Annotated in this window: 12 protein-coding genes; 7 read left to right on the top strand and 5 right to left on the bottom strand. The window is 68.7% G+C overall.

What is annotated here, in order from left to right:
* Positions 1-128: 128 nt before the first annotated feature.
* The 4 genes from WS78_RS01650 to WS78_RS01635 form a co-directional block, all read right to left on the bottom strand.
* A complete protein-coding gene (locus WS78_RS01650) occupies positions 129-752 on the bottom strand; it encodes an HAD family hydrolase (protein ID WP_038746478.1) in 624 nt (207 codons plus the stop codon).
* Positions 749-1,300, bottom strand: a complete 552-nt coding sequence (locus WS78_RS01645; protein ID WP_038746475.1) for an isochorismatase family protein — start codon at positions 1,298-1,300, stop codon at positions 749-751. Before WS78_RS01645 ends, WS78_RS01650 begins: the two co-directional genes overlap by 4 nt.
* 142 nt (positions 1,301-1,442) lie before the next feature.
* Positions 1,443-3,257: an aminopeptidase P family protein gene (locus WS78_RS01640; protein WP_059581580.1), complete on the bottom strand. Its 1,815-nt coding sequence runs from the start codon at positions 3,255-3,257 to the stop codon at positions 1,443-1,445.
* 18 nt (positions 3,258-3,275) lie between these two features.
* A complete protein-coding gene (locus WS78_RS01635) occupies positions 3,276-3,530 on the bottom strand; it encodes a hypothetical protein (RefSeq protein WP_038746469.1) in 255 nt (84 codons plus the stop codon).
* Positions 3,531-4,079: 549 nt separating this feature from the next.
* Here WS78_RS01635 and hemA point away from each other — a divergent pair.
* The 6 genes from hemA to WS78_RS01595 all read left to right on the top strand — a co-directional run bounded on the left by hemA (position 4,080) and on the right by WS78_RS01595 (position 9,460).
* The gene (gene hemA, locus WS78_RS01620) at positions 4,080-5,378 is read left to right on the top strand and encodes a glutamyl-tRNA reductase (RefSeq protein ID WP_038746464.1); all 1,299 of its coding nucleotides are present in this window, start codon (positions 4,080-4,082) and stop codon (positions 5,376-5,378) included.
* 66 nt (positions 5,379-5,444) lie between these two features.
* On the top strand, positions 5,445-6,527 hold the full coding sequence (prfA, locus tag WS78_RS01615; protein WP_038746461.1) for a peptide chain release factor 1: 1,083 nt from the start codon (positions 5,445-5,447) through the stop codon (positions 6,525-6,527).
* 22 nt (positions 6,528-6,549) lie between these two features.
* Entirely contained in the window at positions 6,550-7,407 is an 858-nt protein-coding gene (gene prmC / locus WS78_RS01610; protein ID WP_038746459.1) for a peptide chain release factor N(5)-glutamine methyltransferase, read from the top strand.
* A 79-nt stretch (positions 7,408-7,486) separates the two neighbouring features.
* The gene (gene grxD, locus WS78_RS01605; protein WP_004186955.1) at positions 7,487-7,795 is read left to right on the top strand and encodes a Grx4 family monothiol glutaredoxin; all 309 of its coding nucleotides are present in this window, start codon (positions 7,487-7,489) and stop codon (positions 7,793-7,795) included.
* Between the two features lie 13 nt (positions 7,796-7,808).
* Positions 7,809-8,405, top strand: a complete 597-nt coding sequence (locus WS78_RS01600; RefSeq protein ID WP_059581588.1) for a UbiX family flavin prenyltransferase — start codon at positions 7,809-7,811, stop codon at positions 8,403-8,405.
* A gap of 266 nt (positions 8,406-8,671) precedes the next feature.
* Positions 8,672-9,460: a DODA-type extradiol aromatic ring-opening family dioxygenase gene (locus tag WS78_RS01595; RefSeq protein WP_038746453.1), complete on the top strand. Its 789-nt coding sequence runs from the start codon at positions 8,672-8,674 to the stop codon at positions 9,458-9,460.
* 165 nt (positions 9,461-9,625) lie between these two features.
* Here the strand turns inward: WS78_RS01595 and WS78_RS01590 are convergent, their stop codons facing one another.
* Positions 9,626-11,227 carry an APC family permease gene (locus WS78_RS01590; protein ID WP_038746450.1) on the bottom strand — a complete coding sequence of 534 codons (1,602 nt, stop codon included), beginning with the start codon at positions 11,225-11,227 and terminating at the stop codon, positions 9,626-9,628.
* A gap of 431 nt (positions 11,228-11,658) precedes the next feature.
* On the opposite strand from WS78_RS01590, the gene WS78_RS01585 reads away from it, so the two are divergent.
* Positions 11,659-11,862, top strand: coding sequence for a cold-shock protein (locus WS78_RS01585; RefSeq protein ID WP_038746448.1), 204 nt, complete (start codon positions 11,659-11,661; stop codon positions 11,860-11,862).
* Positions 11,863-12,061: the final 199 nt, after the last annotated feature.

Here is a 12,061-nt window from a genome sequence, read left to right as displayed (position 1 = left end):
TTTTTGAGGTGCAATTCACGTCGCCCGTTTTTTCATGCGCATCGCCGACGCGCCCGCCGACGGCGCCCACGCGCAACAGCCCGCCGCGGCAGCGGCCCGAACCGCCACGCCGCCACGCCGTCGCTTCGTCAGCCGAGCACGCCCAGCTCGCGCAGCCGCGCCTCCGTCGTCCCGGCGCTCGTATGGTGAATCCCGTGCCAGCCGAGCGCGGTCGCGGCCGCCGCGTTCTTCGCGTTGTCGTCGATGAAGACGAGCTCGTGCGGCGCGACGCCCGGCAGATGCGGCTCGATCCGCGCGCGCATCTCGCGGTAGATCGCCGGATCGGGCTTCACGAGCTTCACGCGCCCAGACACGACGATGTCCGTGAAGCGCCGCAGCACCGGAAAGTTCTCCCACGCGTACGGAAACGTCTGCGCGGACCAGTTCGTGAGGCCGAAAAGCGGCATGCCGCGCGCATCGAGCCTGTCGACGAGCGCGGCGCCGCCCGCGAGCACGCCGCCGATCATCTCGTGCCAGCGCGCGTAGAACGCGCGGATCAGCGCCTCGTGCTCGGGAAACTGCGCGACGCGCTCCGCGGTCGCCTCTTCGAGCGTCTGGCCGCCGTCCTGCTTGATGACCCAGTCCATCCCGCATACGTGCGTGAGAAACCAGCGCCGCTCGGCTTCGTCGGGAATCAACTGCTTATACAGATACTCGGGGCTCCAGTCGATCAGCACGCCGCCGAAATCGAACACGACTGCCTTGATGGTCATGCGAACTCCGTGACGAGCACATCGTCGAGCGGCCGCGGCGCGACGCCGTTGCCCGAGAACGTGCAGTTGCGCCAGATGAAATTGTGATGCGCGATGACCTGCGCCGCGCTCAGGTGCGCCCGATCGTTCGTCGTGTGCAGATCGGAGACGACCGTCGTCCGGTAGCCGAGGAGCGCCGCGCGGCGCGCCGCCGAATCGACGCAGAATTCCGATGCGTAACCGCAGATCACGACCGCGTCGATCCCGTGCGCGTCGAGCTGCGCGGCGAGCGGCGTGTCGTGGAACGCATCGCTTTCGCGCTTGCGGACCCGCCAGTCGGCATCCGCGCACACGAGCTCCGCGTGCAGCCGCCAGCCGGGCGTGTCGGGCACGATGTCGTCGGCCGCGTCGCCGTCGTGCTGCACGAAGCACACGGGCGCGCCCGCCGCGCGCGCCGCCGCCGTCAGCCGGTTGATGCCCGCGACGACCTCGTCCAGCCGATGCGCGGGATTCGCCCGCTGCAGCAGCCCGCGCTGCATGTCGACCACGATCACCGCTACGTTCGCCATCCGTCGCCCTCCGTCGTTGTCGTTCGATCGTGCCGGCCGCCGGTTGCGGGGCGCTCGTTGCCGGCCGCCGGTTGCGGATCGCTCATCGCCGGTTTAACTGCCAGCCGCCGACCCCATCGGCCGGCATCAAGCGCCGCGCGCGTCAGATCGGCTGCGTGCGCGCGTCGAGCCACGCCTTCGCGTCGCCCGACACGTGCTTGCCGACCCGCTCGCGCACCGCCGCATGGTACGCATTCAGCCACGCGCGCTCGTGGTCGTCGAGGAGCGCGGGCAGCACGCAGCGCGTGTCGATCGGGCAGAGCGTCAGCGTCTCGAATTCAAGGAAGTCGCCGAATTCGGTCTGCCCCGCCGTGCGGTTCACGACGAGGTTCTCGATCCGCACGCCCCACTTCTGCGGCCGGTACACGCCCGGCTCGATCGACGTGATCATCCCCTCTTCCATCGCCGTGTACGGCTCCGCGGGCGCGTAGTGCGAAATCACCTGCGGCCCCTCGTGCACGTTCAGGAAATAGCCGACGCCGTGCCCCGTGCCGTGCCCGTAGTCGAGCCCGGCCGCCCACATCGGCGCGCGCGCGATCGCGTCGAGCATCGGCGAGCGAATGCCGCGCGGAAAGCGCGCGCGCGACAGCGCCATCATCGCCTTCAGCACGATCGTGAAATCGCGCCGGTGCGCGTCGCCGATCGCGCCGACGGGCACGACCCGCGTGATGTCGGTCGTCCCGCTCAGATACTGGCCGCCCGAATCGATCAGCAGCAAGCCGTCGCCTTCGATCGTCGCGTGCGCGGCACGCGTCGCGCGGTAGTGCGGCATCGCGCCGTTCGCGTTGAAGCCCGCGATCGTCGCGAAGCTCGGCGACACGTAGCCCGGCCGGCGCTCGCGCGCGGCGGTGAGCTGTTCGTCGATCGTCAGCTCGGTGATCGTCTCGCGGCCGAGCGCGCCTTCGAACCACGCGAAGAACTCGGCGAGCGCCGCGCCGTCGAGCTCCATCGTCGCGCGCACGTGCTCGATCTCGGCGGGCGTCTTGCGCGACTTCGCGAACGTCGACGGATTCACCGCCTCGATCACGCGCACCTGCTGCGGCACCGCCTGCAGCAGCCCGTACGTGACGCGGCGCGGATCGATCAGAAGCCCCGCGCCCTCCGGCAGCGCGGCGAGCGCCGCGGCCGCCGCGTCGTACGGCTGCACGTCCACGCCGTCCCGCGCGAGCGACGTCGCGAGTTCGGCCGACACCTTGCCGTCGGCGACGAAGAGCGTCGCGCGCTCGAGGCCGACGAGCGCATGCGCGACGAACACCGGGTTGTAGTTCACGTCTGCGCCGCGCAGATTGAAGAGCCACGCGAGATCGTCGAGCGTCGAGACGAAGTGCCACTGCGCGCCCTGCTCCTGCATCGCGCGGCGCACCTGCGCGAGCTTGCCCGCGCGCGCCGTGTCGGCCTGCGGCGCCGCGTGCTCGAACACCGCGTCGGCGGGCAGCGACGGGCGCTGCGGCCAGATCGCGTCGAGCAAATCGAGATCGGTGCGCAGCACGATGCCGCGCGGCGTGAGCGCCGAGGTCAACGCGCGCGCCGCCGCGACGCCGAGCACCGCGCCGTCGACGCCGACCGTCGTGCCCTCGGGCACGTGCTCGGCGAGCCACTCGACGTGCGGCTGCGTCTGCTGGCCGCCCATCATCTTCATCAGCTCGACGCCCGTGCCGGCGAGCTGCGCTTCGGCCTGCACCCAGTAGCGGCTGTCGAGCCAGAGGCCGGCGAAATCGGCGGTCACGACAAGCGTGCCCACCGAGCCGGTGAAGCCCGACAGCCATTGCCGCGCCTGCCAGCGCTCGGGCAAATACTCGGACAAATGGGGGTCGGCGGACGGCACCACGTAGGCGGCCAGATCCTCGCGCGCCATCGCGCCGCGCAGCAGGGCAAGACGCGCCGGCACGGGCGACGGGTCGGGGAGTCGGGCATTCATGATTTCACCTGCAAACGTTCAGCGGCGGGCCAGAAGGCCCACCGTCACGGCAACGGCGAGAAGCGCGGCGGCCGTACAAACCGGCCATTCGAGCGTCTCGCCGTCGTAAAAGAGTCCTGTCACATTGCCGGCCATCTTCGCGGCCGCGGCGCCCAGCAGGCCCGCCGCGACGGCGAGCCACAGCGACGCGCGACTCAGGCGGCGCAGCGGGTTGAGCGCCCAGCCGAGCAAGCCGACGGCAAAGCCCAGCACGACGATTCCAAACCAGTTCATTCAACGCCTCTTCTGCTGTCGGACTCGCCCCATCGGCACGAGCGGCGCGGCAAACGCCATGCTTCGCGCCATCGACGGCCGGCGGCGCGGCGGCGCACGAAACGACCGCCGCCCACCCGCCGTGCAGGCCGCCCGCACGACGCGACGACGGAACAACGTCCGATGCGATCCGGCCTGATCGCGGCACCGCTCGTTGCGGCGGCGCCGACGCGCCGAGCCGCTCGTTCGATCCCGCGCCGCGCGCCGCCGCAGCGGCGCCCCCGTTTCGCAGACCATCATTTTCGCACCGTTTCGGGGTCGCTTTTCAAAAAGGCGCGGCATGACGTCGCGCCCGGCAGACGATTCGCCGCCGCGACCGCGGTTTCGCCCGCCTGCGGCGGGCAGGCGCGGCCCCGGCCGAGCGCGGCGGGCGCGGTTCGCCGTGCCCGCGGCGCGGACGCGAAGACGGCGCGCGGCCGCGCGGCCCGCGGAAATGGGTCGCCGCGCATGCGGGCCATGGGTTTGCCGTCGAAACGCTATAATATGGGACTAAACGATAGCCTCTTGGACATGCAGCTCCTCACGATCGGAATCAACCACCACACTGCGCCTGTCGCCCTGCGCGAACGCGTGGCGTTTCCGCTCGAACAGATCAAGCCTGCACTCGCGACGTTCAAGAGCGTCCTCCTCGGCCACCCGGCGCCGAATTCGCCCGAAGCGGCGATCCTGTCGACCTGCAACCGCACCGAGCTGTACTGCGCGACCGACGATCGCGCGGCGCGCGACGCCGCGATCCGCTGGATGTCCGACTATCACCGGATTCCCGCCGACGAGCTCGCGCCGCACGTGTACGCGCTGCCGCAGTCCGAGGCGGTGCGCCACGCGTTCCGCGTCGCGTCGGGGCTCGATTCGATGGTGCTCGGCGAAACCCAGATCCTCGGCCAGATGAAGAACGCGGTGCGCACCGCGTCCGAGGCCGGCTCGCTCGGCACCTACCTGAACCAGTTGTTCCAGCGCACGTTCGCGGTCGCGAAGGAAGTGCGCGGGACGACCGAGATCGGCGCGCAGTCGGTGTCGATGGCGGCCGCGGCCGTGCGGCTCGCGCAGCGGATCTTCGAGCAAGTGGCGCAGCAGCGCGTGCTGTTCATCGGCGCGGGCGAGATGATCGAGCTCTGCGCGACGCACTTCGCCGCGCAAGGCCCGCGCGAGCTCGTCGTCGCGAACCGCACCGCCGAGCGCGGCGCGAAGCTCGCCGAGCGCTTCGGCGGCCGCGCGATGCCGCTCGCCGACCTGCCCGCGCGGATGCACGAGTTCGACATCATCGTGTCGTGCACCGCGTCGACGCTGCCGATCATCGGCCTCGGCGCCGTCGAGCGCGCGGTGAAGGCGCGCCGCCACCGGCCGATCTTCATGGTCGACCTCGCGGTGCCGCGCGACATCGAGCCCGAAGTCGGCGAGCTGAAGGACGTGTTCCTCTACACGGTCGACGATCTCGGCGCGATCGTTCGCGAAGGCAACGCGTCGCGGCAAGCGGCCGTCGCGCAGGCCGAGGCGATCATCGAGACGCGCGTGCAGAATTTCATGCAGTGGCTCGACGCGCGCAGCATCGTGCCCGTGATCCGCCACATGCACACGCAGGCCGACGCGCTGCGCCGCGCGGAAGTCGAGCGTGCGCAGAAGATGCTCGCGCGCGGCGACGATCCGGCCGCCGTGCTCGACGCGCTGTCGCAGGCGCTCACCAACAAGCTGATCCACGGCCCGACGAGCGCGCTGAACCGCGCGAACGGCGCCGATCGCGATTCGCTGATCGAGCTGATGCGCGGCTTCTACCAGCACGCGCCCCGCTCGTCGGACTCGTCGGGCCGTTAGCGGCGCCTGCCAGTCCGTCCCCTCCTTCCCCTTTCGAACTCTTCCCCGGGAGCGTCGCTCCGCACCATGAAGACGAGCATGCAAAGCAAGCTCGACCAGCTCACAACCCGGCTGGCCGAACTGAACGACCTGTTGAGCCGCGAGAACGTCACCGCGGACCTCGACCAGTACCGCAAGCTGACGCGCGAGCACGCGGAAATCGGCCCCGTCGTCGAGCATTACGCGCAGTGGCGCCAGGCGCGCGCCGACGAGCTCGCCGCGCAGGAGCTGCTCGGCGACGCGTCGATGCGCGACTTCGCCGAGGACGAGCTGCGCGGCGCGCGCGAGCGGATGGGCCGCCTCGCGAGCGAACTGCAGACGATGCTGCTGCCGAAGGACCCGAACGACGAGCGCAACATCTTCGTCGAAATCCGCGCGGGCACGGGCGGCGACGAATCGGCGCTGTTCGCGGGCGATCTGCTGCGGATGTACCTGCGCTACGCGGAGCGGCAGCGCTGGCAGGTCGAGATGATGTCGGAGAGCGCGTCGGATCTTGGCGGCTACAAGGAAGTGATCGTGCGGATCGCGGGCTACGGCGCGTACTCGCGCCTGAAGTTCGAATCGGGCGGCCACCGCGTGCAGCGCGTGCCGGCGACCGAGACGCAGGGCCGCATCCACACGTCCGCGTGCACGGTCGCGGTGATGCCGGAAGCCGACGAGATCGGCGAAGTCGAGATCAATCCCGCCGACCTGCGGATCGACACCTTCCGCGCGTCGGGCGCGGGCGGCCAGCACATCAACAAGACCGATTCGGCGGTGCGCGTCACGCACATCCCGACGGGGATCGTCGTCGAATGCCAGGACGACCGCTCGCAGCACAAGAACAAGGACCGCGCGCTGAAGGTGCTCGCCGCGCGAATCAAGGACAAGCAGTATCACGAGCAGCACGCGAAGGAAGCGGCCACGCGCAAGAGCCTGATCGGCTCGGGCGACCGCTCCGAGCGAATCCGCACGTACAACTTCCCGCAGGGCCGGATGACCGATCACCGGATCAACCTGACGCTGTACAAGCTCGAGCAGATCATGGACGGCGATCTCGACGAGCTGATCGCCGCGCTCGTCAGCGAGCATCAGGCCGAGCTGCTCGCGTCGCTCGGCGACGCCGAATGACGCGGCCCGCAAAGCGCGCACGATGACCACGACGAAGCCCACGCCCGCCACCGCCGCCGAGCTGCTGCGCACGTCGCCGCTCGACGCGGTCGACGCGCGGGCCCTGCTCGCGCACGCGCTCGGCTGGACCCGCACGCAGCTGATCACGCGCGCCGACGAGCCGCTCGACGCAGCCGCGCTCGAGCGCTACCTCGCGCTGCAAGCGCGCCGCGCGGCGGGCGAGCCGGTCGCGCAGCTCACCGGCGCGCGCGAGTTCTTCGGCCTCGAATTCGACGTGACGCCGGACGTGCTGATCCCGCGCCCGGAAACGGAGCTGCTCGTCGAGACCGCGCTCGACGCGATCGACGGCGTGCCGTCGCCGCGCGTGCTCGATCTCGGCACGGGCAGCGGCGCGATCGCGGTGTCGATCGCATCCGAGCGGCCCGACGCGCGCGTATGGGCGCTCGACCGCTCGGCCGCGGCGCTCGACGTCGCGCGCCGCAACGCGCGCAAGCTGCTCGATCCGGCGCGGCCGGGCGGCCCGCTGCAGTTTCTCGAAAGCGACTGGTACGCGGCGCTCGATCCCGGCCTGCGCTTTCACGTCGTGGTCAGCAACCCGCCGTACATCGCGCGGCACGATCCGCACCTCGCCGAGGGCGATCTGCGCTTCGAGCCGCGCGGCGCGCTCACCGACGACGACGACGGGCTCGCCGCGATCCGCGCGATCGTTGCGGGTGCGCATGCGTTCGTCGCGCCGGGCGGCGCGCTGTGGATCGAACACGGTTACGATCAGGCGGCCGCGGTGCGCGCGCTCCTCGGCGCGGCGGGCTTCGCCGACGTCGAATCGCTCGCGGATCTCGCGTCGATCGAGCGCGCCACGGGCGGCCGCCTGCCCGGCTGACGCCGCGGGCGGCGCCCGCCGCTCCAGATGAAATCCAGTATCATTTCTCTTCTCACGCCCCGCTACAGCAAGGTCACTCATGGACACCCAACAACGCATCAAGCAAATCGTCGACGAAAACCCGGTCGTGCTCTTCATGAAAGGCACCGCGCAGTTCCCGATGTGCGGCTTTTCGGGCCGCGCCGTCCAGGTGCTGAAGGCGTGCGGCGTCGACCAGTTCAAGACGGTCAACGTCCTCGAAGACGAAGAGATCCGCCAGGGCATCAAGGAATTCTCGAACTGGCCGACGATCCCGCAGCTCTACGTGAAGGGCGAATTCGTCGGCGGCTCGGACATCATGATGGAGATGTACCAGTCGGGCGAGCTGCAGCAGCTCTTCACCGCCTGACCCATCCCCTTCGATGGAGCCTCGTCCGGCGCCGCCGCGACGCCTGATCATCGCGATCACGGGCGCCACCGGCGCGATCTACGGCGTGCGCATGCTCGACATGCTGCGCGCGTCGGGCGGCGTCGAGACGCACCTGCTGATCTCGAGCGCCGGCTGGCTCAACATCCAGCACGAGCTGCAACTGCCGAAGGACGACGTCCTGGCGCGCGCCGACGTCGTCCATTCGGTGCGCGACGTCGGCGCGAGCATCGCGTCCGGCTCGTTCGCGACCGACGGCATGGTCGTCGCGCCGTGCTCGATGAGAACGCTCGCGAGCATCGCGCAGGGCCTGTCCGACAATCTCATCACCCGCGCCGCCGACGTCACGCTCAAGGAGCGCCGCCGCCTCGTGCTGCTCGTGCGCGAGACGCCGTTCAACCTCGCGCATCTGCGCAACATGACGGCCGTCACCGAAATGGGCGGCGTGATCTTTCCGCCGCTGCCCGCGTTCTATGCGATGCCGAAGACGATCGGCGACATGGTCGACCATACGGTCGCGCGCGTGCTCGACATGTTCGCGCTCGGCGCGCCGCGCACGGCGCCGTGGCAGGGGTTGCGCGAGCCCGGTTGACGTCGGGCGCGGAGGCCGGCCCGGCGACGCTTTTCCGCGTCGGCGCATCAAGCGGGCGCGCGCCGCGCCTGTTGCGCCCGTCGCGCTCATTGGCGCGCAATCCCGCGTCGCGGCGTCGCGACCACTCGCCGCCACTGGCCACCGCGTTATCGCCTCCCGCGATTAACAACACTCAATACACAATCAAATCCGTTTTTCATATTTATCAATGAGCGGTGCGAGCCTATAGTCGTAGGCAATATCACTTCGCAGAAGTCCCGATCGCCATGAACCGCCTTCCGTCCCTCTACCTGTCGCACGGCGCCCCGACGCTGCCGATCGATCCGACGCTGCCGTCGGGCGCATTCACCACGCTCGGCGGCGAGCTGCCGCGCCCGCGCGCGGTGCTGATGTTGTCCGCGCACTGGCTCACGCAGCAGCCCGTCGTCAGCACGGCCGAGCGGCCCGACACGATCCACGATTTCTACGGCTTTCCGCGCGCACTCTACGAGATCCGCTATCCGGCGCCCGGCGCGCCCGACGTCGCCGCCCGCGCAGCCTCGCTGCTCGGCGACGCGGGCATCGAGACCGCGGCCACGCCGCACGGCCTCGACCACGGCGCGTGGGTGCCGATGCTGCTGATGTTCCCGGACGCCGACGTGCCGGTCGCGCAGTTGTCGATCCAGCCGCGCGCCGACGCGGCGCACCACTTTCGCGTCGGTCGCGCGCTGCGGTCGCTGCGCGACGAAGGCGTGATGGTGATCGGCTCGGGCCAGATCACGCACAACCTGCGGGCGGCGGATTTCTCGGCCGCGCCCGAGGACGCGGACCCGCGCGTCGCCGAATTCACCGGCTGGTTCGAGGAGAAGCTCGCCGCGCGCGACGTCGACGCGCTGCTCGACTACCGCCGCCAGGCGCCGCACGCGGCGCTGATGCATCCGACCGACGAGCACCTGCTGCCCGTGTTCGCGGCGCTCGGCGCGGCGGACGACGATTACCGATTGCGCATCCAGTCGCTCGGCACGTACCAGCGCATGCTCGCGATGACGAATTACGTGTTCGACTCGGCGGCCTGACGGGCGCGGCGCCGGATTCCGGCGTTCCGGAAAGCTCGGGCTTGCGGGCTGCGGCGCTCCGAGAATCGCCCGTAAACGACGAAGCCCGCCCGGGGCACCCGGGGCGGGCTTCGCGCAAGCGATCCAGCATCCGCCGCCGCCGATCGCGGGCAGCGGACGGTGCGATTACGCGCCGACTCCTTCGAGGATCTCGTCGCGCGATTCGCGCTCGTCGAGATATTCGGTGCGATAGCCGGTGTTCACGCCCCAGTAGTAGAACACGAGCGAGATCGCCGCGACGACCAGCATGTCCCAGCCGTACGGCAGCACATTGCGGCCGCCGAACTCCTTGCTGCCGATGAGCGAGAGCACGGCCATCGTCGGCAGGTACGCGACGAGCCACCACGCGGCCTTCAGGTCGCGGCCCCAGCCGCTCCAGCCGGACTTGCCCTGGAAATAGAAGTAGACGGGCAGCGCGACGACCATCAGCAGGATGATCTCGCCCGTCAGCGGCCACTTCGCCCAGTACAGGATCAGCGACGCGCACACGAACGCGAACGGCGCGATCAGCTTCATGCCGGGAATCGACAGCGGACGCTCGAGGTCCGTCGCCGCGCGGCGCAGCGCCATCAGGCTGATCGGGCCCGTCAGGTACGAGATCACGGTCGCGACCGAGATCACCGCCGCGAGCGAGCTCCAGCCGCGGAAGAAGAACAGGAAGATGAACGACACGAACAGGTTGAACCACATCGCGGGGCGCGGCACGCCGTAGAGCGGATGCACGCTGCCGAAGATCTTCGGCATCGTGTTGTTGCGCTCCATCGCGTAGATCATGCGGGTCGTCGTCGCCATGTAGGTCGTGCCGGTGCCGCTCGGGCTCACGAACGCGTCGACATACAGCAGGATCGCGAGCCAGTTCAGGTTCAGCGCGATCGCGAGCTCCGCGAACGGCGAAGCGAAGTTGAAGTGCGCCCAGCCCTTCGCGACGTCGGCCGGATTCACCGCGCCGATGTATGCGACTTGCAGCAGCACGTAGATCACGAGCGCGATCAGGATCGACGAGATCACCGCGAACGGCACGCTGCGCGACGGATTGCGCGCTTCGCCGGCGAGATTCACGGGGCTTTGGAAGCCGTTGAACGCGAACACGATGCCGCTCGTCGCGACCGCGGTCAGCACGGCCGACCAGCCGTACGGCGCGAAGCTCGACGAGCCGCCCGACGTGCCGAGGTTCTCGCCGTGGAAGCTCGACAGCATCAGGCCGAGGATCGTGACGCCGGGAATCAGGAACTTGAAGATCGTGATCGCGGTGTTCGCGCGCGCGAAGAGCTTCACGCCCCAGTAGTTGAGCAGGAAGTAGACGACCACGAGGACGGCGGACAACAGCAGCCCCGGTGTCGTGAGTTCGCCGTTGACGAACAGCGCGTGCGCCCACGCATACGGCCAGGTGCTCATGTACTGGATCGACGCCTCGGCCTCGATCGGAATCACCGAGACGATCGCGATCCAGTTCGCCCACGCGCTGATGAAGCCGACGAGCGAGCCGTGCGAGTAGCGCGCATAGCGAACCATGCCGCCCGATTCGGGGAACATCGCGCCGAGTTCGGCGTAGGTGAGCGCAATGGCGAGAATCACGACCGCGCCGATGATCCACGCGCAGATGGCGGCCGGCCCGGCGATCTTGGCGGCTTTCCACGCGCCGAACAGCCAGCCCGATCCGATGATCGATCCCAGCCCGGTCAGCATCAAGGCGAACGGGCCGATGTTCCGTTGAATAGAACTCTTCACAACCTCTCCTATGTCTCAACAAGCAAGGTCGGCGCCGCCAGGGATCGAGCCGGACGGCACCGCGCATGCATTCTTGGGGGACAGGTTGCCCGATCGGGAGCAACCCATCCGCGCGCGGCGCGTAGTTTAACGGTTGCACCGGTCGATGGACGCAAAAAATCGATCGCGCCTACAAAAAATTCATGACAATGGCAAGCTTTGTAAGCTCTAATGTCTCGTTTACTAGGCAATAACCCTGAGACATGATGGAAGAGGATTGACCGCCGAATCGAATAGTCGTATAAACGATGGGGCAGGATTTCAAGCGGCGAGTGAATAGGTTCTTTCGTAGTTCGCCCATCAACGGTACTCCGGTTGGTCCCATTACCCCTTCCTTGATTTTCATGCGCTCCCCGGGCTTTGGCCCTGTTTTACATTTTTAGGAACAAGTTATGGCAACCGGTACCGTCAAGTGGTTCAACGACGCTAAGGGTTTTGGTTTCATCACGCCGGAAGGCGGTGGCGAGGATCTCTTCGCGCATTTCTCGGAAATCCGCACCGAAGGCTTCAAGACGCTGCAAGAAAACCAGAAGGTCGAATTCGAAGTGAAGACCGGCCCGAAGGGTCTGCAAGCAGCGAACATCAAGCCGCTGTAAGCGCAGCACGAGATTTCGCAGCACAGTAAAAAGCCCCGCTCAGGCGGGGCTTTTTATTTGTCCGGCTCGCCGGCGTGTCCGGCGCGCCTGCGCGCAGCGCGACACGCGCGCCCGCGCGGTGTTCGGGGCGTTCGGGCGTTTTTGGTCGCTCGAACGCCCGCCGCGCGCTCAGCGCTCGAGACGCCCGACGTCGAACGCG

The sequence above is a fragment of the Burkholderia savannae genome (genome assembly GCF_001524445.2).
Lineage (GTDB): Bacteria > Pseudomonadota > Gammaproteobacteria > Burkholderiales > Burkholderiaceae > Burkholderia > Burkholderia savannae.
This window is presented reverse-complemented; position numbering and strand designations above follow the sequence as displayed.

Coding starts and splice junctions, on each gene's coding strand:
- WS78_RS01650 (WP_038746478.1), bottom strand. CDS start 752: ATGACCATCAAGGCAGTCGTGTTCGATTTCGGCGGCGTGCTGATCGAC.
- WS78_RS01645 (WP_038746475.1), bottom strand. CDS start 1,300: ATGGCGAACGTAGCGGTGATCGTGGTCGACATGCAGCGCGGGCTGCTG.
- WS78_RS01640 (WP_059581580.1), bottom strand. CDS start 3,257: ATGAATGCCCGACTCCCCGACCCGTCGCCCGTGCCGGCGCGTCTTGCC.
- WS78_RS01635 (WP_038746469.1), bottom strand. CDS start 3,530: ATGAACTGGTTTGGAATCGTCGTGCTGGGCTTTGCCGTCGGCTTGCTC.
- hemA (WP_038746464.1), top strand. CDS start 4,080: ATGCAGCTCCTCACGATCGGAATCAACCACCACACTGCGCCTGTCGCC.
- prfA (WP_038746461.1), top strand. CDS start 5,445: ATGAAGACGAGCATGCAAAGCAAGCTCGACCAGCTCACAACCCGGCTG.
- prmC (WP_038746459.1), top strand. CDS start 6,550: ATGACCACGACGAAGCCCACGCCCGCCACCGCCGCCGAGCTGCTGCGC.
- grxD (WP_004186955.1), top strand. CDS start 7,487: ATGGACACCCAACAACGCATCAAGCAAATCGTCGACGAAAACCCGGTC.
- WS78_RS01600 (WP_059581588.1), top strand. CDS start 7,809: ATGGAGCCTCGTCCGGCGCCGCCGCGACGCCTGATCATCGCGATCACG.
- WS78_RS01595 (WP_038746453.1), top strand. CDS start 8,672: ATGAACCGCCTTCCGTCCCTCTACCTGTCGCACGGCGCCCCGACGCTG.
- WS78_RS01585 (WP_038746448.1), top strand. CDS start 11,659: ATGGCAACCGGTACCGTCAAGTGGTTCAACGACGCTAAGGGTTTTGGT.